The following is a 22,215-nucleotide window of genomic DNA, read 5'->3' as shown; positions in this document are numbered from 1 at the left end:
AGCATGATTACAATACAAGAAGCAAAAACAAAAAGTGAATTAACTCAATTTGTCAAATTCCCTTTTTCACTATACAAAAACAATAAAAACTGGGTTCCGCCATTAATTGGAGAAGAAGTCGAAGGATTTGATAAAACTAAAAATCCCGCTTTCGAAACTGCTGAAGCCTATTTTTATGTAGCTAAAAGAAATAACGAAATAGTAGGTAGAATTGTTGCAATCATCAATTGGAGTGAGGTAAAAGACCAACAAAAAATGAAAGTTCGTTTTGGTTGGTTTGATGTTATAGATGATATTGAAGTGACAAAAGCACTTTTAGAAAAAGTGCATGAATTAGGTCGAAAAAATAACTTAGAATATGTTGAAGGCCCGATGGGCTTTTCAAACTTGGATAAAGTTGGCGTGCTTACTGAAGGTTTTGATACGATAGGAACGATGATTACATGGTACAATCATCCTTATTATGCAACTCATTTTGAACAATTAGGCTATGTTAAAGAAAAGGAATACATTGAAAGTAAATTTCCTTTTTCAAACGTAAAACCTGAATTTTTTGAAAAGGCAAATGATTTGGTAAAAAGAAGGTACCAATTAAGTCCACTTAATTTCAAAACTACTAAAGAAGTAATGCCTCATGTGGACAAAATGTTTGATTTATTCAATAAGTCATATGCGTCTCTATCTTCATTTGTAGCTATTTCAGATACGCAAAAAGAATATTTCAAGAAGAAATACATCAGTTTCATCAATCCTGAGTTTATAAAATTTGTGGAAGACAAAGACCATAATATAGTTGCTTTCAGTATTGTAATGCCTTCCTTTTCAGAGGCGATACAAAAGGCAAAAGGAAAATTATTCCCGTTTGGATTCCTTCATTTACTACGAGCTAAGAAACAAAGTAAAGACGTGATTTTTTACCTTATTGGCGTACTGCCCGAATACCAAAACAAAGCGGTTACAGCCATTATATTTAAAGAATATTACGAAACTTTCAAAGAAAAAGGAATCTTAAATTGTTTCAGAACTCCTGAATTAGCTGACAACGCCGCAAGCATCAATTTATGGAAACATTTTGATCCTCAGATTCACAAACGACGATGTACTTATAGAAAAGAATTGTAAATAAATTGCATTTTATAGCAAAACTAAAAATCCATCAATTTCATGCTGATGGATTTTTTGGTTTTAATTATCACATGTTTTTAATAAAATCACATTTTACAATCTACTTTTGACAAAACTATACTTCCATCAAATTGTATTTTTTTTTTATCCTTGAAAGTTACTTTTCCTTTGTTATCATCAACCACATCTCCAAAACCTTCAATATAAGAATCATCTTTTTTTAAGAAAACAACTTCGCGGACTGAAGAAGTTCCTTCGGACATAAAAGTATAATCCGCATAAAGCGTATCACCTTTCAGTTCCCCAACAAGTGTTCCTTCGTTTTTATCTTTCTCATAAAAATTATAACTTAAGTTTCCTGAGGAAAGCTCACCGTTTTTTATCTTCAAAGTCAACGAAATAGTATCCTTTTTAAGAATTGCCTGGTAACATTCTTGAAATTCTGATTCTTTAATAACAATTTTTTCTGACGCAACAGGAGGTTCTTCTGTTTCCATTTCTTTTTTACAAGAAATAAAAAAAGTCATAAAAACGACACCCAATATAATTTCTTTTTTCATACATTTTCAACTTTAGTTTACTAAATATACGACTTCTTGATGGAATACCTTTCAAAAAAAAATCCATCAGCCCGAAGACTGATGGATTTACATATACATTTAATGACTTAATTATGCGTCTAAATCAACCGTAGTTCTACTTGCGATTTCTTTGTACGTACCATTTTCTAATTTCTCACGAATCGCTTCAAAAGCAGTTAGTGTTTCATCAACATCTGATAATGTATGAGATGTTGTAGGAATCATTCTCAACAAGATAATCCCTTTTGGAATTACAGGATAAATTACAATCGATAAGAAAATCCCGTAGTTTTCTCTTAAGTCATTTACCATAATCATTGCTTCCGGCACACTTCCTTCAAGATAAACTGGCGTTACACAAGTATTTGTATCTCCAATATTGAAATTACGCTCTCTCAATCCGTTTTGCAACGCATTTACATTCTCCCACAATTTATCTTTCAATTCCGGGTGATTACGCAACAATTCTAATCGTTTCAAAGATCCAATTGTTTGAATCATTGGCAATGCTTTTGCAAACATTTGAGAACGTAAATTGTATTTCAAATAATCAATAATATCTTTATCAGCAGCTACAAACGCACCTATGTTAGCCATAGATTTAGCAAAAGTAGAGAAATAAACATCAATTCCATCTTGACAACCTTGCTCCTCACCTGCTCCGGCACCCGTTTTTCCTAGTGTTCCAAAGCCATGTGCATCATCAACCAATAAACGGAAATTAAATTTTTCCTTCATGGCAACAATCTCCTTCAATTTTCCTTGTTGTCCACGCATTCCAAAAACACCTTCTGTAATAAAAAGAATTCCTCCTCCAGTTACTTCAGCTAATTTTGTAGCACGTTCCAAGTTTTTTTCCATACTGGCAAGATCATTATGACGGTATGTAAAACGTTTTCCCATGTGCAAACGAACACCATCAATAATACAAGCATGCGCATCTACATCATATACAATTACATCATTTTTTGTAACCAAAGCGTCAATTGTTGACATAATTCCTTGGTATCCAAAATTCAATAAATATGCCGACTCTTTCATTACAAAAGCAGCCAATTCATTCTCTAATTGCTCATGATATTTAGTGTGACCGCTCATCATACGCGCTCCCATTGGGTAAGCGGCACCGTATTGTGCTGCTGCTTCCGTATCTGCCTGACGCACTTCTGGGTGATTAGCAAGACCTAAATAGTCATTCAAACTCCAATTCAAAATATCTTTTCCACCAAACTGCATTCTTGGACCTAACTCACCTTCCAATTTAGGAAAAACGAAATAACCTTCAGCTTGCGAAGCCCATTTCCCTAACGGTCCTTTATTGTTTTGAATCCTTTCGAATAAATCTTTTACCATAATATATCAAGTAATAATTTTAATTTTAAGAAGTTGCAAAAATAATTATTTAAATTTTATAATGGACTTGAAAGCAAATTTATTTTTCATGCTTTATCATATTGTCTCTTTAGTACTAATTTCTGTTATTTAATATATGATTTATGAGATTATGAAATAATGCATGATTTCTTGCCATGGTCACGCAAAATGAACTAATCGAACTTAACAAGGATTAGACTAAACCAGAAGCTTCGAGTCGTTTTCAATGATAATCTTTGTATATTTGATTTATAGAATTATAGTTTATGTCTGACAAAATAATAAATGAACTGGAAGAACTACTCCACGCGAACGTAGTGACTAGAGAAACCGCCGAAAAAATACGCGAATATTTCCACCAAAAAAAGGAAGAAAACCACAACAGACTTTCTTCTATTTTTGGAATTTTGGGAGCTATACTTGTTGGACTTGGAATTATTCTTGTTTTCGCTCACAATTGGGACAATCTTTCCCGATTAACTAAAATAATCCTATCGTTCCTTCCGCTTCTTATTGGTCAATTATTATGTGGTTATTCTGTTTTAAAAAAATCTGGAAGCACTGTTTGGAAAGAAACTTCATCCGTCTTTTTATTTTTTGCCATTGGCGCAAGCATTTCATTAGTCGCTCAGGTTTATAATATTCCGGGAGATTTAAATTCTTTTATAATTACTTGGATGCTATTGAGTTTGCCTCTGGTTTATCTGCTTCAATCCTCCATCGTTTCACTTTTATATATTGTAGGAATTACGTATTATGGCTGTAATGCTAATTACTTTACCTATCCAAGTACTCATTCTTTTTTATATTGGTTATTGCTTTTAGGAATCGCTCCTCATTATTATCAGCTGATCAAAACCAAAGCATTAAGCAATTTTACGTTGTTTCACAACTGGTTTATTGCTGTTTCAATTGTAATTTGCCTCGGTACTATTGCCCATAAAAATAGTCATTTACTACATTTAGGCTACATAAGTTTGTTCACGATTTTTTATTTCATTGGTAAAACGTCATTCTTTGACAAACAAAAATTAAAAAATAACAGCTTTCTCATCGTTGGAAAATTAGGAATACTTTATCTTTTATTGCTGTATAGTTTTAAATGGTTTTGGGATAAATCTTTTTATAAAACAGATTCAATTTCAGAAACATTGCTATCGATAGAATTCATAACTGCTTGTGCACTCACATTGATTGCCGCTCTCTTATTTTACAAAAAAAACAGTCAAACGAATTTTAAGGAAGTTTCTCTTTTAGAGCTTGTATTCTTGATGAATATCCTCACTCTTAATAGCGGCTATGAGTTTTCAATTGTGGCCAATGTAATCGTATTATTCATTGGCATCTTCGAGGTTAAACGTGGTATTAAATTAAATCATCTGGGACTATTGAATTTTGGATTACTCCTTACTACTATTCTTATTACGTGTCGTTTTTTTGATACGGATTTAAGTTTCGTACTTCGAGGTATTCTATTTATAACGATTGGTTTAGGATTCTTCTTAGCTAATTATTTCATCCTTAAAAAAAGAAATAGAAATGAAAAATAAGAAAATCACACTCCTAATTTTCATATTGGTTGTTATCGCTCAATTATACGTTCCATTGCAAATGATGTTCAATCAGGAAGATATTATGAAAACTGGAACAGAATTCAAATTTCAGACAGCTCCAATAGATCCTTATGATCCTTTTAGAGGGAAGTACATTACGTTATTCTTTAAAGAAAGAGAAATCACGGTGCAAAACAATATTAAATGGAGTAACGGTGAAACCATTTTTGCAACACTCACTATCGACAAAAATGGGTTCGCCAAAATCAGTTCTATTTCTAAAATAAAACCAAAAAATAGCGAATCGTATATTAAAACAAAAATTAGTTTAGGGTATCTGGACTCCAAAATAATAATTGACTTTCCTTTCAATCGGTATTATATGAATGAAGATATTGCGCAAAAAGCAGAGAAAATCTATCAGGGATTCTCTATTAAAAAGAAAAACGAAACGTACGCTTTAGTGGCTGTAAAAAATGGAGAAGCGGTGCTCAAAGATGTTCGTATCAATGACGTTTCAATTAAAGATTTGGCATCCAAAAAATAAAAAAAACACAATACAAAAGAAAAATCTGTACCTTTAAAGTACGAAAATCAACAACATTACAAGATGTCACAAGATACTAAAGAATTAAAATTAGCCGTTCTCATTGATGCTGACAATGTTCCGTACAGCAATGTAAAAGGAATGATGGAGGAAATTGCTAAATTTGGTACACCAACCACCAAACGGATTTACGCCGATTGGACTAAACCAAATGCTGGCGGCTGGAAAAGTGTTTTGTTGGAACACGCCATTACTCCTATTCAACAATACAGCTATACGGTTGGGAAAAACTCTTCGGATTCAGCGATGATTATTGACGCCATGGATTTGTTGTATTCTGATAAAGTCGATGGTTTTTGTATTGTTTCCAGTGATTCTGATTTTACACGTTTAGCCATCCGATTGAGAGAATCCGGAATGAAAGTCATTGGAATAGGTGAACAAAAAACACCAAATTCATTTATTGTAGCCTGTGACCGATTTATTTACATCGAAGTTTTAGATGGCGCCATTAAAAAGAAATTACCGAAAAGAACCGCAACCGATACTAAAAAAACAACTCCAAAAAGCTTAAACAAAGTCGATTTACATACTATTGAATTGATTGAATCAACTATAGAAGACATTGCTGATGACAGTGGCTGGGCATTTTTAGGCGACGTAGGAAATTTGATTGTTAAGAAAAAACCAGAATTCGATCCAAGAAATTATGGCTTTTCTAAACTTACTCCTATGCTCAAATCATTGACTGACATATTAGAAATCGACGAAAGAGATTCTGATAAAAAAGGAATCAAACACGTTTATGTGCGATTGCGTTTTAGTTAAACTAATTTTTTAATCGCCTTATATAACGTTTCTTTCTTAATTGGTTTAGACAAATAATCATTCATCCCTATTTCTTTGACACGATTTTTTGTTGTTTCCATAACATCAGCAGTAACTGCAATAATTGGAATATTGCAGTTGTGTGCACCAGCTTCACCATCTCTAATGGCAACTGTTGCTTCATAACCATCCATAATTGGCATTTGCAGGTCCATTAAAACAATATCAAAATGATTTGTTTCAAATGCTTCCAAGGCTTCCTGACCATTATTAACATATAAAACTTTTGTATTCAACCATTTTTTGGTTATTACATCAATAATCATTTGATTCATTTTATTATCCTCAACTACTAATATGCTTTTTCCTCCCAAATCATAAACTGCAGGTACAGCAGCAACTATCTCCATTTGTGATTGCACAACAATATCAAAGTCTATGCTAATTTTAAAATTTGTTCCTTTACCTAAAACACTTTTTACTTCAACTATACCACCTTGCATATCAATTAAAGATTTTACAATGTATAATCCTAAACCTATTCCACCATATGCCCGTTTATTGTCAATGCTATTCTGACTAAAAGAATCAAATATTCTATCTATTTTTTCATTTTCAATACCAACACCCGAATCAGTTATGGAGACAGTTAGTCTAACTTTGTTATTGGGTATTACTTTAGATTTAATATCAAAATCAACAAAACCTACTGAAGTAAATTTAATAGCATTATTCAGCAAATTATTAATAATCTGTGAAAACCTCGACTCATCCCCAATTACTAAGTTTGGAAAACCTTCACTTTCAGAAAAATTAAATTTTAACCCCTTTTCTGTGACTCTCAGCTCCTGCGTTTTTCTAATTCGAGTCAAAGTCTGTAATGGATTAAAAGCTAAATTATCTAACTTCAATTCTTTTTTCTCAATTTTGGAAAAATCAAGAATATCATTAATTGAATTTAATAAATTTTCAGAGGAATTTTGAATATTTTCGCACTTTTTATTAATGGATGTGTCAATATTTTTCTCTAAAATGTCTCTGTTTAAATTCATAATCACATTCAAGGGTGTTCTCAATTCGTGGCTAATATTACAAAGCAGATAACATTTTAAATCTTTAATTTCTTGCGCTTTAATCAAAGCCTTTTCACTTAAATTATTTTTTAAAATTCTTAATCTAAAAAGATAGACAACCTCTCTAATTGTAAATAAAATCATAGCAAGTGCTATTGAAATTTTAGTACTACTTTCAATTACGGTAGTTGAATCCAATATTCCATAAATTTTCAAAGTATAAATTAAATAGCCCACAAATAGGGAGATATTTCCTAATACAAAAAATATTATTATCTTATCTTTTCTATTTTTGAAAGTTAGAAGCGCAAATCCAATTAATAAAAACAAGATAAAACCGAATAAATTTGAAAGAATTAAAAATAAAGCAAAATGTGTTTTAAAAATACACTGTAAAGGAAACAAACTAATATTTAAGACATAAAAAATTTGAAAAACATAAAATAATTTTTTATTGTTTTTTTTAATTTTTAGTGATAATTCTCCAAACTTTCCTAAAAACAAACCTGTAAGTATCAGAATTAATAAAAATATATTATTTAGAAAAACTCCTGATTCATGATTAAAATTTACGGAAAAATAACCATCAAGCATAAAAGCTATTAGTCCACTTAAGAAAATAAAAAATGCTAAAGTTACTATTTTGGCTCCCCGCATTGCAAAATATAAAAAAATCAAAAACAATGAAAACTGTATTACAAGGCCATAAAAAATACCATTAATAAACTTTTTTTGAATTGTATTTTTATAGAAACTCTCATAACTATAAAGTTCCATAGGTATTGCAACAACACCTCCAGTGGTGCTATAATGTATATATAAATCCAGATTAGTGTCAGGATTAATACTTAAATCAAAAAGAACCTCGTTACTAGCTAAAATCCTTTTTGAGTAGTTTAAAGAAGCACCATTTACAATTTTTTTAATTTTTTTTGATTGTTCATCGACTATATACAGTTCAACCAAGTTAGTCATTGGAGTTGCAGTTGAAAGTAAATAGTTTAATGATTGATTTGTTTTATTTTGGATTGCAACTTTGGCCCAAAAATTATCATTTGTGTAACCAAAATATTTTTGAATTGAAGCTTTTAACTTAGGTTCTTGTTGATCAAACTTTAAGATTACTTCTTGAATATCTAATACTTCGTCTTCAGCATTAATAATTTCAGTAAAACTTTCTAAAGATACTTTTTCAGGCACCGCTTTTTTTTCAAAAACATATTGAGAGTAGCAATTTGTAAAAAAGAGCATTAAAAGAAATGTTTGAATATTTTTCATAAAAATCAGTTAGTTTTATTTTTTTTAATAAGTTAGCAAAGATTAAAATACTATAGAAAATGATTAGAGATATTCGACGACATGCAGTTTTATACTGTTGGAATAATTTTAAACGGAGTTAAAAATAAATTGGTAAAATGAAATAGAATAAAAATTTATATTGATTTACTATTAGCTACAATTTTGATAAAATTATATTTTTACTAATTATTAACTTTCGATTTTATAAAAAAGAAAAATATTTTATTTCGAACATATCCAAAAAAACTCCACCCAAAAATTATTTTAACTTATCACTATAAATCGAAGCAAAAGGTTAAATTTATTTTTCCTTATTTTTTAATAAAAAATATTTAGAAATAGAGGCCTAAATTTTAATTTATACCAAAATGTACTTAATTTCGTAAGAAAACTATAACCAAGTTTAAAATGAGACAAAAATTTTTCCTTATCGGAATATCTGCACTACTTATTACAGCTATAATTTATTTCTTTTTCCAAAAAGGGCTGCTGTTAATGCTACTATTGATTTTGCTTTTAGTTGTTGGTTTTGCCAATACTATGCAGCACAAACATGCTATTTTAAGAAATTTTCCTGTTTTAGGTTATTTCAGGTATCTATTTGAAATGATAGCACCTGAGATCCAACAATATTTTATAGAACGCAGCACTGACGGCAAACCTTTTTCAAGAAACGAACGTTCCCTTGTGTATCAAAGAGCCAAAAATATTGATTCGACAACACCGTTTGGAACGCAACTCAATCTGAACGACTCAAATTATGAAGGAATAAAACATTCTATTTTCCCTGCAATAGTCAATGATGAGCTCCCTCGGTTTACAATTGGCGGACCAGATTGTACCCAACCATACTCAGCCTCGTTATTAAATATTTCGGCAATGAGTTTTGGTTCACTAAGTGAAAATGCAATAGTAGCACTCAACAAAGGAGCAAACCAAGGAAAATTCTATCACAATACCGGAGAAGGAGGCTTAACTGAATTCCATCAACAAGGAGGTGATATATGCTGGCAAATAGGAACAGGATATTTTGGTTGCCGCGATGACAGAGGTGGTTTTGATGGAGGAAGGTTTACTGAAAAAGCGAATCTACCAGAAGTAAAAATGATAGAAATCAAGTTATCACAAGGTGCAAAACCAGGTCACGGAGGTGTTTTGCCTGCTGCAAAAAACACAATGCAAATTGCTAAAATAAGAGGTGTTTTACCTCATACAACAATTCTTTCGCCACCAAGTCATTCGGCTTTTCAAGACATTAAAGGTTTAATTGATTTCATAGCAACATTACGCGAGTTATCTAATGGAAAGCCAATTGGTTTTAAATTATGCATTGGTGAGACTCGGGAATTCGAAATGATTTGCCAAGAAATGATTACGCAAAACTGCTATCCCGATTTCATTACTGTTGATGGTGCCGAAGGAGGAACTGGCGCGGCCCCACTAGAATTTGCTGATGGTGTAGGAATGCCATTAGAACCAGGACTTATTTTTGTAAATAAAACATTAGTACGTTTTGGAATTAGGGACAAAATCCGCATTATTAGTAGTGGCAAAATCATCTCAGGATATTCTATATTAAGAGCAGTTGCTCTAGGTGCTGACCTTTGTAATAGTGCGCGCGGTTTTATGTTTTCTTTGGGATGTATCCAAGCCTTGCGATGCAACAATAATGAATGCCCTACAGGAGTTGCAACACAAAATAAAATGCTGATGAAAGGATTAGTGGTTACTGATAAAGCGGAACGCGTTTTTCATTTTCATAAAAATACTTTACATTCTGCCAATGAACTTCTTGCAGCCGCAGGTAAAAAAAGCTTCTCTGAAGTAGATATCAATATCTTTATGCGTGGGGATGAATTTACTCATTTATCTGATTTATATTTTCCTGATAACTTAAAAAGTGTCACCAAACATTAAACTAAATCCCAAAAAAAAGGAGGACTTTTACAGCCCTCCAATTGTTGATTCTGATTTACCATTATCAACTCATACTTTTATGTATAGCTGATTATTGAATGACCGGATCTTATTGCAAGATGGATAACTCAAGTAATTAATCAAAACCACATATAAATTTAAGATTTTAAAATACATAAATAATTAAAAATCAATATTTTAACACATAATTAACGTATTACTATCAGTTTCTATATAAAGAGGAAATTTTAATTTAAACAATAAAAAAAAGGAGGACCTTGAGAGTCCTCCAATTGTCGATTCTGATTTACCAATACTAACTCATACCGTTACTGATAGAGTCAATTATGAGTTATCAATCTCATTATAAGATTAACATCCCAAGTAATTAATCAGAATCACATTCAAATATACAACTATTTTTAATTAAACTAATTGAAAATCAATATTTTAACTTTTATTTAAATTATTAAATTAATGTTTTTTTTGTTTCCTTTATTTGATTTTGAAAATTTGATTTTGAAAAGAAATCTGAAAACATAGCTTTTTAAACTGTTTCAATAAAAATTTAATATGAGAATGTTATTTAGGGTAATAAACAAAAAAAGGAGGCCTTTTTAAAGGGCCTCCAGATATGGACTTTGGTTTGTTGTTATCGGTATATATCTTTCGACACTACTAACTATTAAATACTCTTCTCTTTGCAGATGGATATATTCAACAATAAACCAAAACCATACCCAAAGATACAACTATTTTAAACATAAAAAACTAACGCACAGTAGTTTAACTAATCATTAACATACTGATTTTTAATTACATAGAAGCTTTTTAACCACTGTGTATTTTCTAAAACTGTTTCAGAAAATATTTTGCAAAAAAAGGAGGTCTCATAAAAGACCTCCAATTGTTAGTTTCGATTTACCATTATCAACGCTACCGTTCAGTATAATTGAGTATCTGAATATTATCACCACAAACTGGTAAATTATTCAAGTGATCAATCAAAACCACATTCAAAGATACAAGTATTAAATATTTAAATTACTGTATATCAATATTTTAACTAATATTTAATATATTCATTTATAACGTAGCTCTACTCATTTTGAGAAACTTACTCCTTCAAAACCCTGCAAAATATATGATCGCATAAATAAAAAACTGTTTGGCACTATCCTTAATTAGCAGAAAATGTATATTTGAAAAATAAAACTAAAAAAAATGCAACTCGTTTTCGCCTCTAATAATAAAAATAAAATCCACGAATTACAAAGCATGCTTCCTGAATCTATTACCATTCTTAGTTTAGAGAGCATTGGCTGTTTTGAAGATATTCCAGAAACAGCTGACACTATTGAAGGCAATGCCATCCAAAAAGCAAATTATGTCACTCAAAAATACGGATTTGATTGTTTTGCCGATGACACCGGACTCGAAGTAGACGCTTTGAATGGTGAACCAGGAGTTTTCTCCGCACGTTATGCTGGCGAACAACGCAATGCAGATGATAATATGAATAAATTATTAGTTAATCTATCCGATAAAAATAATAGAGCAGCGCAATTTAAAACCGTAATTGCGTTAAATTTAAAAGGAGAGCAACATCTTTTTACAGGAATTGCAAAAGGTGCGATTACTTTGGAAAAAATTGGAAATCAGGGTTTTGGGTACGATCCTATTTTTCAGCCAGAAGGATTTACTCAAACATTCGCCCAATTATCATTAGACATAAAAAATAAAATAAGTCACAGAGGAAAGGCAACACAAGAATTGATCGCTTTTTTGAAAAAGTCTAAATAACGATTGAATACAACATTTTATAACAAAAAATTGAAATTCAAGCCATAATTTCACACTCAATTGCTTAAAGTAAAATCTCTAATTTGCAAACAAAAACTTAACTTTCTGATAATCAAATTATAATAAATCATTAAATCTTAAAATAGCATTAGTTTATATGAATTATAAACAGTAATTTTGCACCCTATTTTAAAAATACATATGAATAAATTTGAACAATTAGGATTGAGTGAATCGTTACTGAAGGCGATTTTAGATCTAGGATTTGAAAATCCGACCGAAGTACAGGAGAAAGCGATTCCCCTATTATTGGAAAAAGATACAGATATGGTTGCGTTGGCTCAGACAGGGACAGGGAAAACGGCAGCTTTTGGTTTTCCAGTTATTCAGAAAATTGATGTCAACAACAGAAACACACAGGCATTAATTTTATCTCCAACACGCGAACTTTGTTTGCAGATTACCAACGAAATTAAAAACTACTCTAAATACGAAAAAGGTATTAATGTGGTAGCAGTTTACGGTGGAGCTAGCATTACAGAACAAGCGAGAGACATAAAGAGAGGCGCGCAAATTATTGTGGCAACTCCAGGAAGAATGCAAGACATGATTAATAGAGGTTTGGTAAACATTTCTCAAATCAACTACTGTATTCTTGACGAAGCTGACGAAATGTTGAACATGGGTTTCTACGAAGATATCGTAAACATCCTTTCTACTACGCCAGACGAAAAAAACACATGGTTATTCTCTGCAACAATGCCTGCTGAAGTAGCACGTATTGGAAAACAATTCATGACTGATCCAATTGAAATTACAGTTGGAGCTAAAAATTCAGGTTCTGCTACCGTTTCTCACGAATTTTACCTTGTAAATGCACGTGACCGTTACGAAGCTTTAAAACGTTTAGCTGATTCTAACCCAGACATTTTCTCAGTAGTTTTTTGCCGTACCAAAAGAGATACGCAAGCTGTTGCTGAAAAACTGGTTGAAGATGGATACAGCGCTGCTGCATTGCATGGAGATTTATCTCAAGCGCAACGTGATGGTGTCATGAAATCTTTTAGAGGAAGACAAATTCAAATGCTTGTAGCGACTGACGTTGCTGCTCGTGGTATTGACGTTGACAACATTACTCACGTAGTGAATTATCAATTACCTGACGAAATCGAAACGTACAACCACCGTTCAGGTCGTACCGGTCGTGCTGGAAAATTAGGAACATCTATTGTAATCGTTACTAAAAGCGAATTGCGCAAGATTTCTTCAATTGAAAGAATCATCAAGCAAAAATTCGAAGAAAAAACAATCCCTTCTGGAATTGAAATCTGCGAAATCCAATTATTACACCTAGCTACTAAAATAAAAGATACGGAAGTTGATCATGAAATTGACACTTACCTTCCTGCAATTAATAGCGTACTTGAAGATTTATCGAAAGAAGAATTAATCAAGAAAATGGTATCGGTTGAATTTAATCGTTTCATCAATTACTACAAGAAAACAAGAGATATTTCTAATCAAGCTTCAGGTTCTGAAAGACGTGAGCGTGACGATAGAGATGGTGCTCCAAGAGAAAATAACAATGGTGGTGCAACAAGATATTTTGTGAACATAGGTTCAAGAGATAACTTTGATTGGATGTCATTGAAAGATTACTTGAAAGAAACATTAGACTTAGGTCGTGATGATGTTTTCAAAGTAGATGTAAAAGAAGGTTTCTCTTTCTTTAACACAGATCCTGAGCATACTGATAAAGTAATGGAGATATTGAACAACGTACAATTAGAAGGACGTAGAATCAATGTTGAAATTTCTAAAAATGATGGTGGCGGAAGACGTGACCATAATGGAAGAAGTTCTGGTGGAAGTTTTGGTGGCGGAAGAAGTTCAGCTCCAAGAAGAGAAGGTAGTTTTGCCCCAAGAAGAGAAGGTTCTGGTGGTGGTGGTTTCAGAAGCGACAGAAATTCAGCTCCAAGAGAAGGTGGATTTGGCGGAAGAAGCGATTCTCGAAGAGAAGGTGGTTTTTCATCTGACAGACCTAGAACTGAAGGTTCGTCTGACAGAGCGCCAAGACGTTCTGAAAGCTTTGGTGATTCACCAAGACCAAGAAGACCAAGAAGAGACTAACATTCATTGTTAATTTTCTTATAATTAAATACTGGAACTACAAAATATTTAATCCTGTTTTATTACTTTTAAAGTCTTAAATCAGTTTATGAAATATTTTGTAGTTTTCTTTTTTTTAGTACTGTCCTTAAGCGCTTTTGCGCAAGTTAAAGAAGCCTCCCAAAAAGTTAATGGTATCATCATCAGTAATACTACCAGACAACCTTTATCTAGTGTAAATATTATTAATATTAATAAAGTTAGAGGAGCAACAACTGATTCAGGAGGATTTTTTGAGATAGACGTTCAAGTGAACGACACACTTCACATCACCAGTCTGGGATTTCAATCACTTCGCGTTCGAGTGACCAATGACTGGATCAAAAATAAAAGTACTAAAATTCAACTTACAGAAAAAGCTATAGCACTTGAAGAAGTCGTAATAAGACCATTTAATCTTACCGGATATCTTGAAGTAGACACCAAAATTATTCCCGTAAAAGAAAACTATCGTTACAGTATTTCAGGTTTAACACAAGGATATGAAGCGGGTGAATATTCGCCAAATGCGTTTGGAAGAGTTCTTGGTTCCATCTTTAATCCAGCCGATATGCTTTATAATTTCTTTGGTAACAATCCAAAAGAGCTCAAAAAACTCAAAGAAATGAAGAAAGATGATACGGTGCGTAATCTTCTGGAATCAAAATTTGACAGAGAAACTATAGCCGTACTTTTAGGTATTGATAAAAATGAAATACCTGAGATTTTACAGCGTTGCAACTACTCGGAATCCTTTATAAAAACAGCTAACGACTTACAGATTATGGACGCTATCAGCGGCTGTTATGAAGAATATAAAGTTTTAAAGAAAAAATAAAACATATAATTAAATCTTAGTAAACAAGCTTTCACAAATTAAATCATTCCTCAATTCTAAAAGAAATTGGGGAATTTTATTTTGGAGTGATACCATTTAAATCAAAATTTCAACAATTTAATAAAGTAAAATATATGTCTACTATACCTTTTCAAACTATTGATTGGGATTCAATAGAAAAAACCGAACATATCGGCACAACAGGAATTGCGCATTGGCAAACTATACAATTAGGCGGACTTAGAATTCGCAAAGTAACCTATTCCAAAGGATATCTAGCAGACCACTGGTGCCAGAAAGGCCATATTGTACATTGTCTTGAAGGAGATTTCATTAGTGAATTAGAATCTGGAGAACAAGTTATACTTTCCAAAGGAATGACTTATATCGTCTCAGACAATGAAAGTTCGCATCGGTCTATAGCTGCTACCGGCGTAGAATTATTAATCATCGATGGGGATTTTTTAAAATAATATTTAAAACAAATCAAAAATATTATATACATTTACCTGAATCAAGAATTAAAAACATAACCTAAATATCTATATCATGGCAAAAAGTCAAGACGCAAAAAAAACTGCGAAAAAAGAGCCTTTAAAAACGGCTAAAGAAAAGAAAGAAGAAAAGAGAGACAAGAAGAACGCTCCGAAAAGAGACTAATAATTAGTGGTCAGTGTTCAGTTTAAAAAGAAGTGTTCAGTTTAAATACTGACTCCTTAATAACTGAACACCGATCACTTTTTCAATAACTAAATATTATTTTACCGGAATATTTGCTAATATTTCCAATACAAACTTCCAGAATTTCTGAGAAGAAGAAACACTAGCTCTTTCATCAGGGGAATGTGCACCGTGAATTGTTGGTCCAAAAGAAATCATATCCATATCTGGATAATTAGTTCCCAGAATTCCACATTCTAATCCTGCGTGACAAGCCACTACTTTTGGTTTTTCACCGTTTTGTTTTTCATAAATTGGAACTAAAACGTCCAAAATCTCTGATTCTGAATTTGGTGTCCAACCAGGATACGAACCTGAAAATTCTACTTCACAACCCATTAATTCAAAAGCAGAACGCAACCCATTAGCCAAATCAAATTTAGATGTTTCAACAGAAGAACGCGTTAAACATTGTACTGAAAGTTGTCCGTCTCCAACAATTAATTTGGCAATATTATTAGATGTTTCTACTAAATCATCAAAATCAGCACTCATTCTGTACACTCCGTTATGCGCCGTATACATCGATCTTACAAAGTAAAACTGAGCAATTGTCGGCATTACTTTAGCAGGAGTTTCCTTCATTTTATCAAAAACAACTTCTAAATTTGGCTCCGTTGTTTTAAACTCTGTTTTGATTTCGTTTACAATTTGCTGCATGTCAAAAACAAAAGCTTCATCATATACTTCGGCAATAATTACTTTTGCCTCACTTTCACGAGGAATCGCATTACGTAAACTTCCTCCTTTTATTTCAGAAATTTGCAAACCAAAATTATCAAAACCATCAAACAACAATCGGTTCATGATTTTATTGGCATTACCCAACCCTTTGTGAATATCCATTCCAGAATGCCCACCTTTCAATCCTTTTACGGTAATCGTATATCCAACTGAACCTTCTGGAGTTTCCTCTTCATCATACTCAGCAGTAGCTGTCACATCAATTCCTCCAGCACAACCAATGTCGATTTCATCATCTTCTTCCGTATCCATATTCAAAAGAATTTGACCTTGCAGAATGCCTCCTTTTAAGTTCAACGCTCCTGTCATTCCTGTTTCTTCGTCAATAGTAAACAAAGCTTCTATGGCAGGATGCGGAATATCAGTACTTTCTAAAATTGCCATAATAGCCGCAACTCCAAGACCGTTATCAGCACCAAGAGTGGTTCCGCGAGCACGAACCCAATCCCCATCAACATACATATCAATTCCTTGTGTATCAAAATCAAAAATGGTATCCGAATTTTTTTGATGCACCATATCCAAATGTCCTTGAAGCACGATTGCTTTTCGGTTTTCCATTCCAGCAGTTGCCGGTTTGCGGATGATTACGTTGCGAATTTCATCTTCAAAAGTTTCCAATCCTAGATTATTTCCAAAGTTTTTCATGAACTCAATTACACGCTCTTCTTTTTTAGAAGGACGAGGCACGGCATTCAAATCGGCAAACTTGTTCCAAAGAGCTTTTGGTTCCAGATTTCTTATTTCCTGACTCATTTATTTTTGTTTGAGGTTTAACATTTACAAGTCCCAAAGTTACAAAGTTTAAATTCGGTATGATAGTAATTGATATTGTAATTATATTTACATTTCCAAAATTCAAACATTGAAAACAAAATATTTCCTTTCCTGCTTCCTATTAATCCAAATTCTGCTTTTGCAAATAATTCCCTTTTATCCTAAACAGATAGAAGACTGGTACAGCAATGGTTTTTATCCGATACTTTCGCTATTTTCAAGAACTATTTTGGGCGGAATTCCTTTTTCTATGGGTGACTTTCTCTATTTTATTCTTATTTTATTTATTTTAAAATGGCTTTGGAACAAACGAAAAACTTGGAAATCCGAATGGAAAGACACTATTTTGAGCATCTTGAGTTTTGTTTCGGTTTTTTACTTTTTGTTCCATGTCCTTTGGGCATTAAATTATTACCGTGAACCGCTTTTTGAAAAAATGGAAATTCAAAAAGACTATTCGGATGCTGATTTGCTGGCTTTTACCAAAAAGATAATTGCCAAAACCAATACAGTTCATTACCAAATCACAAAAAATGACAGCTTGAAAGTGGTATTTCCTTACTCACAAGAACAGGTTTTTGAAATGAGTCTGAATGGATACAAAAACCTATCCGCGGAATATCCTTATTTTTCTTATTCCAAGTTAAGCACCAAGAAATCATTGTTTAGCCTGCCGTTGACGTATATGGGTTTTGGAGGTTATTTGAATCCGTTTACCAATGAAGCACAGGTTAATTATCTAGGTCCAATGTACAGTTTCCCTATGACCACGAATCACGAAATGGCACACCAAATGGGTTACGCAAGTGAAAGTGAATGCAACTTTATTGGGTTTTTAGCTTCTGTAAGAAATGATGATTTATACGTTCAATATTCAGGTTACAGCATGGCTTTACGCTATTGTTTAGGCAATTGGCAAGCACGAGACGAGGCTCTTTTTAAACAATTATTAAAAACTGTTCATCCCGGTATTTTGAAAAATTATAAAGAAAGTGAACATTTCTGGAAGCAATACGACACAATTATCGATAAAGGTTTTCATGCTTTTTACGACCAATTCCTGAAAGTAAACCAACAAAAAGACGGCATGGAAGGCTACAGTAAATTTGTTAATTTGATGGTGAATTATTATAAAGAAAAAGAGTTATAAATGATTAGTTATGAGTTATGAGTTATGAGTTATGAACAAGACCTTAAAACTTATCATTCATAACTCATCATTTTCTATACTTCATCACTTGTAAAAGTGGTAAAACTTTTCTTTTTGTATGGTCTAATAATCAATCTTCCTTCCCGATCAAAACGAATATAATTGTAGACCCAATTCAGGAATACGACAGCTTTATTTTTGAATCCAATAAGTGAAAACAAGTGTACAAACATCCATACAAACCAGGCAAAAACACCACTGAAATGGTATTTTGGCAAATCGACAACGGCTTTATTTCTTCCTATGGTTGCCATCGAACCTTTGTCGTTGTATTCGAAAGCTTTCATGGGTTTGTTTTCAATTAATTTCACTAAGTTTTCGCCTAATAATTCTCCTTGCTGCATGGCGGGTTGCGCCATCATGGGATGTCCTTGCGGATAGGTTTCGGATTCCATGGAAGCAATATCGCCTACTGCAAAAATGTTTTCATAGCCCGCCACTTGATTGAATTCATTGACCCGAATACGTTCTACTTTTTCTACCAAAGATTTCCCATCCAATCCCGCAACAAGAGCACCCTGAACGCCTGCTGTCCAGATTACGGTGGCGGTTTCAAAGGTCAAATCGGAATTTGTGGTTATGGTGCGCCCATCATAATTAGTTACGCGAACGTTTTTCCAGATTTTTACACCCAAACTGGTTAGAAATTTTTCAGCAGCTTGAGAGGATTTCTCGCTCATGGTATTCAAGATTCTATCGCCACTTTGAATCAGATTGATTTCCATTTTGGCAATATCAAGATCGGGATAATCTTTTTGCAAAATGGCTTTTTTCATTTCGGCCAAAGCTCCTGCAAGCTCTACTCCTGTTGGTCCGCCACCTACAAGTACAAAATTGATGAGACTGTTTTGTTCGGCTACATCAGTGGTCAAAACAGCTTGCTCAAAATTTTCAAGAATCAAACTTCTTATATTCAGCGATTGCGGTATGGTTTTCATAGCCATACTGTTACGCTCAATTTCTTTGTTGCCAAAATAATTGGTTTTGGAACCCGTGGCAATGACTAAATAATCATACTTTAATTCGCCAATTTCGGTAACTATTTTTTGATTTTCAGTGTCTATTTCTTGAACGTTGGTGAGCCTAAAGTAAACGTCATCGTATTCCTGAATTACTTTTCGGATTGGGTATGCTATAGAACCGGCTTCGAGTCCGCCTGTAGCTACTTGATATAATAAAGGTTGGAAAGTATGGTAATTGTGTTTGTCTAAAAGGACAACCTGAACTTTTTTATTTTTTAATTTTTTGGCTAATGCAATTCCGGCAAAACCACCACCTACAATGACTATTCTTGGTAAAGTTGAATTTGGGATGTTCATGTTTCTAAAAAAGTTCAAAATTGTTAAAAACCAAAGATACAAAGTTTTCTATTGTTGCATTTCATCAAATAGTATCGAAATTTTTGTTTGTTTTAGAAATGTTCTTCTGAAAAAAAAACGTCTTTGTTAGCCCCGATGGTAATGAAAATCCTTTATTTACTGATTTTTATCAAGAAATAAAGATTGTAATGTACAGCGGGACGAGTATTAATTATGGAATGAAGGCGTTGTGCTCCTGATTGCTTCGTACCTCATAATTACAAATTTGAGAAGTATTATTTTATTCCTTAATTTGTAACAAAAACCAGTATTGACTTACTAACGTATATATGAGTGATAATTTAGAACATTCTTTTGTTAAGCAGTTGCAGGAAAATCAGAATATAATCCACAAAATTTGTAGGTTGTATACTAATGGCGATGATGCACACAAGGATTTGTTTCAGGAAATTACGATTCAGTTATGGAAGGCTTTTCCAAAATTTAGGGGTGACAGTAAATTTTCGACTTGGGCCTATCGAGTCGCGCTAAATACGGCGATTACTTTGTACCGAAAAACAAAACGATCCATAAATACTATCGAATTTGAAGGGCGGCAACATTTCCTGAATGATGTGGAATATGATTATGAAGAAGAGGAACAATTAAAGTTAATGTACAAAGCGGTTTACCAATTGAATGATATTGAAAAGGCGTTGATATTCATGTATCTGGAAGATAAGGATTATCAGGAAATATCGGAAACTTTAGGAATTAGCGAAGTAAATGCGAGGGTGAAAATGAATAGAATAAAAGGGAAATTAAAAAAAATATTAAATCCATTAGGAATATGAAAGAGCTGGATTTATTAAAAAAAGACTGGCAGAAGAGTGATAGCTCTTTTGAGCAAGTATCGGAAATAGAAATTTACAAAATGATTCATAAAAAATCATCTTCGATTGTGAAGTGGATTTTGATTATAAGCATTTTAGAGGTTTTATTATGGACCTGTCTTAGCGTTTGCTTTGACTCTAATGAGTATTTAGAAAAAATAAAACATGCAGAATTAATTGGCTATTTTGAAGTCTTAAACTACTTTAACTACGCTGTTATTTTGATTTTTATTTATTTGTTTTACAAAAACTATATTCTGATTTCGACCACTGCTTCCACCAAGCAATTGATGCAAGACATACTCAAAACCCGGAAAACGGTTCAGTATTATGTTTGGTATAATTTAGCGATGCTTGTTTTTAGTTTAATTATTGGTTTTATAATTGCTTTTGCTTATAATCCTGAAATGGATGCCTTGAAAAATCAAATTAATGGCAACAGTAAAGTTATGGCTATAACCATAGCCGTCTTAAGTATTTTTAGCATTGCATTATTCGGTTTGTTATGGCTGTTTTACAGAGTATTATACGGCACTTTATTGCGTAAATTATATGCCAATTATAAAGAATTAAAGAAAATAGATCTTTAAGTGCAAAAGAAAAAGTCTTAAAATTCAACTTTCTATAATATTGAATTTTAAGACTTTTTCTTTATGACTAATTTTTTAATATTCCCATTTTCTTAATCGGTTCAATTCTTCTTGCTCCTTTATAATTTCAGATGGAATAACTTTTAGGAATGAAGGATGTTGCTCAATTGCATATTCCACTTTTTCTACAATTTCTTCTATGGTATCGTTATCGTAATCAATGTCCAACGGTTCTTTTATAATAAAAGATTGCAGGATTCCTTTCTTCTTCATGCGTAGTCCCTTTTTATCAAACGAGCGACGAAAACCATCTATAACAATAGGAACTACGATTGGTCTGTGCTGTTTTATAATGTGCGCTGTTCCTTTACGAACCGGTTTAAACGATTTTGTTGTCCCTTGTGGAAAAGTGATTACCCAACCGTCATTTAAAGCTATTTTTATATTTTCCGTATCATCGGGGTTAATATCTTTTTTCTCCTGAACATCAACTCCTTTAGCACGCCAGGTACGCTCTACAGAAATTGCTCCGGCATACGCCATAATTCTTGGTAATAATCCCGCCTGCATGGTTTCTTTGGCAGCTACATAATAGATATTCATTTTAGGTTGCCACAAATAGCAAACATTCTTGATCGTATCGTCGCGACCGCTCAAGCTTGCATTAAATACGTGAAACATGGCTACAACATCAGCAAAATAGGTTTGGTGATTAGAAATAAAAAGTACGTTAGTATCCGGTAAATTTCTGATAATTTCCGAACCTTCAATTTGTAGTTCGTTAAATCCTCTATATCTTCTATGCGTACTAGCACCGAAAACTCGAATTAACCATTTCTTTATAAATAGTATGTGACCAAAAGGATTTCTCTTAAACAATCCCATAAAATTATGTGT

Annotated in this window: 18 protein-coding genes; 12 read left to right on the top strand and 6 right to left on the bottom strand. The window is 32.7% G+C overall.

The genetic code is table 11. The features are described 5' to 3' along the window. Positions 1-3 precede the first annotated feature (3 nt). Entirely contained in the window at positions 4-1,122 is a 1,119-nt protein-coding gene (locus DR871_RS13595) for a GTP cyclohydrolase (protein WP_113666747.1), read from the top strand. 89 nt (positions 1,123-1,211) lie between these two features. Here the strand turns inward: DR871_RS13595 and DR871_RS13590 are convergent, their stop codons facing one another. Continuing rightward, positions 1,212-1,685: a hypothetical protein gene (locus DR871_RS13590; RefSeq protein WP_113666746.1), complete on the bottom strand. Its 474-nt coding sequence runs from the start codon at positions 1,683-1,685 to the stop codon at positions 1,212-1,214. A 111-nt stretch (positions 1,686-1,796) separates the two neighbouring features. Next, the gene (locus DR871_RS13585) at positions 1,797-3,059 is read right to left on the bottom strand and encodes an aminotransferase class I/II-fold pyridoxal phosphate-dependent enzyme (RefSeq protein ID WP_113666745.1); all 1,263 of its coding nucleotides are present in this window, start codon (positions 3,057-3,059) and stop codon (positions 1,797-1,799) included. Positions 3,060-3,346: 287 nt separating this feature from the next. Between DR871_RS13585 and DR871_RS13580 the strand changes: the two genes are divergently transcribed. The 3 genes from DR871_RS13580 to DR871_RS13570 all read left to right on the top strand — a co-directional run bounded on the left by DR871_RS13580 (position 3,347) and on the right by DR871_RS13570 (position 6,008). Beyond that, positions 3,347-4,630 (top strand): DUF2157 domain-containing protein, encoded by a 1,284-nt coding sequence (locus tag DR871_RS13580; protein ID WP_113666744.1) that lies wholly within the window; start codon positions 3,347-3,349, stop codon positions 4,628-4,630. Further along, entirely contained in the window at positions 4,620-5,180 is a 561-nt protein-coding gene (locus DR871_RS13575; RefSeq protein WP_113666743.1) for a GDYXXLXY domain-containing protein, read from the top strand. The genes DR871_RS13580 and DR871_RS13575 overlap by 11 nt, the downstream gene beginning before the upstream one ends. A gap of 63 nt (positions 5,181-5,243) precedes the next feature. Next, complete coding sequence (locus DR871_RS13570) at positions 5,244-6,008, top strand: NYN domain-containing protein (RefSeq protein ID WP_113666742.1); 765 nt, start codon at positions 5,244-5,246, stop codon at positions 6,006-6,008. Here DR871_RS13570 and DR871_RS13565 read toward each other — a convergent pair. Further along, positions 6,005-8,359, bottom strand: coding sequence for a hybrid sensor histidine kinase/response regulator (locus DR871_RS13565; RefSeq protein WP_113666741.1), 2,355 nt, complete (start codon positions 8,357-8,359; stop codon positions 6,005-6,007). The genes DR871_RS13570 and DR871_RS13565 overlap by 4 nt on opposite strands. 429 nt (positions 8,360-8,788) lie before the next feature. Between DR871_RS13565 and DR871_RS13560 the strand changes: the two genes are divergently transcribed. The 5 genes from DR871_RS13560 (at position 8,789) to DR871_RS13540 (ending at position 15,559) form a co-directional block, all read left to right on the top strand. Further along, on the top strand, positions 8,789-10,297 hold the full coding sequence (locus DR871_RS13560) for an FMN-binding glutamate synthase family protein (protein ID WP_113666740.1): 1,509 nt from the start codon (positions 8,789-8,791) through the stop codon (positions 10,295-10,297). A gap of 1,224 nt (positions 10,298-11,521) precedes the next feature. Further along, complete coding sequence (locus DR871_RS13555; protein ID WP_113666739.1) at positions 11,522-12,100, top strand: non-canonical purine NTP diphosphatase; 579 nt, start codon at positions 11,522-11,524, stop codon at positions 12,098-12,100. 201 nt (positions 12,101-12,301) lie between these two features. Then, positions 12,302-14,230: a DEAD/DEAH box helicase gene (locus DR871_RS13550; RefSeq protein WP_113666738.1), complete on the top strand. Its 1,929-nt coding sequence runs from the start codon at positions 12,302-12,304 to the stop codon at positions 14,228-14,230. An 88-nt stretch (positions 14,231-14,318) separates the two neighbouring features. Then, entirely contained in the window at positions 14,319-15,086 is a 768-nt protein-coding gene (locus DR871_RS13545; protein WP_113666737.1) for a carboxypeptidase-like regulatory domain-containing protein, read from the top strand. A 134-nt stretch (positions 15,087-15,220) separates the two neighbouring features. Then, positions 15,221-15,559, top strand: a complete 339-nt coding sequence (locus DR871_RS13540) for a DHCW motif cupin fold protein (RefSeq protein ID WP_113666736.1) — start codon at positions 15,221-15,223, stop codon at positions 15,557-15,559. Positions 15,560-15,842: 283 nt separating this feature from the next. On the opposite strand, the gene DR871_RS13530 is transcribed toward DR871_RS13540, so the two are convergent. Beyond that, entirely contained in the window at positions 15,843-17,306 is a 1,464-nt protein-coding gene (locus tag DR871_RS13530) for an aminoacyl-histidine dipeptidase (RefSeq protein WP_113666735.1), read from the bottom strand. 109 nt (positions 17,307-17,415) lie between these two features. Here DR871_RS13530 and DR871_RS13525 point away from each other — a divergent pair, with 109 nt between their 5' ends. Further along, the gene (locus DR871_RS13525) at positions 17,416-18,477 is read left to right on the top strand and encodes a DUF3810 domain-containing protein (protein ID WP_113666734.1); all 1,062 of its coding nucleotides are present in this window, start codon (positions 17,416-17,418) and stop codon (positions 18,475-18,477) included. A 74-nt stretch (positions 18,478-18,551) separates the two neighbouring features. On the opposite strand, the gene DR871_RS13520 is transcribed toward DR871_RS13525, so the two are convergent. Then, on the bottom strand, positions 18,552-19,856 hold the full coding sequence (locus DR871_RS13520) for an NAD(P)/FAD-dependent oxidoreductase (protein ID WP_113666733.1): 1,305 nt from the start codon (positions 19,854-19,856) through the stop codon (positions 18,552-18,554). A gap of 329 nt (positions 19,857-20,185) precedes the next feature. Between DR871_RS13520 and DR871_RS13515 the strand changes: the two genes are divergently transcribed. Continuing rightward, entirely contained in the window at positions 20,186-20,689 is a 504-nt protein-coding gene (locus DR871_RS13515) for an RNA polymerase sigma factor (RefSeq protein WP_091171887.1), read from the top strand. Next, positions 20,686-21,318, top strand: a complete 633-nt coding sequence (locus DR871_RS13510) for a hypothetical protein (protein WP_113666732.1) — start codon at positions 20,686-20,688, stop codon at positions 21,316-21,318. The genes DR871_RS13515 and DR871_RS13510 overlap by 4 nt, the downstream gene beginning before the upstream one ends. 75 nt (positions 21,319-21,393) lie before the next feature. Here the strand turns inward: DR871_RS13510 and DR871_RS13505 are convergent, their stop codons facing one another. Beyond that, positions 21,394-22,203, bottom strand: coding sequence for a lysophospholipid acyltransferase family protein (locus DR871_RS13505; RefSeq protein WP_113666731.1), 810 nt, complete (start codon positions 22,201-22,203; stop codon positions 21,394-21,396). Between the last annotated feature and the right edge of the window lie 12 nt (positions 22,204-22,215).

The sequence above is a fragment of the Flavobacterium petrolei genome (genome assembly GCF_003314435.2).
In the GTDB taxonomy this organism is placed as follows: Bacteria; Bacteroidota; Bacteroidia; order Flavobacteriales; family Flavobacteriaceae; genus Flavobacterium; species Flavobacterium petrolei.
Note: the sequence above shows the minus strand (reverse complement) of the source record. Positions and strands in the feature narration are given on the sequence as shown.

Excerpts from the sequence above, each read along its gene's own strand:
- DR871_RS13545 (WP_113666737.1), top strand. The coding sequence starts at position 14,319 with ATGAAATATTTTGTAGTTTTCTTTTTTTTAGTACTGTCCTTAAGCGCT.
- DR871_RS13550 (WP_113666738.1), top strand. The coding sequence starts at position 12,302 with ATGAATAAATTTGAACAATTAGGATTGAGTGAATCGTTACTGAAGGCG.
- DR871_RS13580 (WP_113666744.1), top strand. The coding sequence starts at position 3,347 with ATGTCTGACAAAATAATAAATGAACTGGAAGAACTACTCCACGCGAAC.
- DR871_RS13575 (WP_113666743.1), top strand. The coding sequence starts at position 4,620 with ATGAAAAATAAGAAAATCACACTCCTAATTTTCATATTGGTTGTTATC.
- DR871_RS13560 (WP_113666740.1), top strand. The coding sequence starts at position 8,789 with ATGAGACAAAAATTTTTCCTTATCGGAATATCTGCACTACTTATTACA.
- DR871_RS13520 (WP_113666733.1), bottom strand. The coding sequence starts at position 19,856 with ATGAACATCCCAAATTCAACTTTACCAAGAATAGTCATTGTAGGTGGT.
- DR871_RS13540 (WP_113666736.1), top strand. The coding sequence starts at position 15,221 with ATGTCTACTATACCTTTTCAAACTATTGATTGGGATTCAATAGAAAAA.
- DR871_RS13510 (WP_113666732.1), top strand. The coding sequence starts at position 20,686 with ATGAAAGAGCTGGATTTATTAAAAAAAGACTGGCAGAAGAGTGATAGC.
- DR871_RS13590 (WP_113666746.1), bottom strand. The coding sequence starts at position 1,685 with ATGAAAAAAGAAATTATATTGGGTGTCGTTTTTATGACTTTTTTTATT.
- DR871_RS13515 (WP_091171887.1), top strand. The coding sequence starts at position 20,186 with ATGAGTGATAATTTAGAACATTCTTTTGTTAAGCAGTTGCAGGAAAAT.
- DR871_RS13530 (WP_113666735.1), bottom strand. The coding sequence starts at position 17,306 with ATGAGTCAGGAAATAAGAAATCTGGAACCAAAAGCTCTTTGGAACAAG.
- DR871_RS13565 (WP_113666741.1), bottom strand. The coding sequence starts at position 8,359 with ATGAAAAATATTCAAACATTTCTTTTAATGCTCTTTTTTACAAATTGC.
- DR871_RS13505 (WP_113666731.1), bottom strand. The coding sequence starts at position 22,203 with ATGGGATTGTTTAAGAGAAATCCTTTTGGTCACATACTATTTATAAAG.
- DR871_RS13570 (WP_113666742.1), top strand. The coding sequence starts at position 5,244 with ATGTCACAAGATACTAAAGAATTAAAATTAGCCGTTCTCATTGATGCT.
- DR871_RS13555 (WP_113666739.1), top strand. The coding sequence starts at position 11,522 with ATGCAACTCGTTTTCGCCTCTAATAATAAAAATAAAATCCACGAATTA.
- DR871_RS13585 (WP_113666745.1), bottom strand. The coding sequence starts at position 3,059 with ATGGTAAAAGATTTATTCGAAAGGATTCAAAACAATAAAGGACCGTTA.
- DR871_RS13595 (WP_113666747.1), top strand. The coding sequence starts at position 4 with ATGATTACAATACAAGAAGCAAAAACAAAAAGTGAATTAACTCAATTT.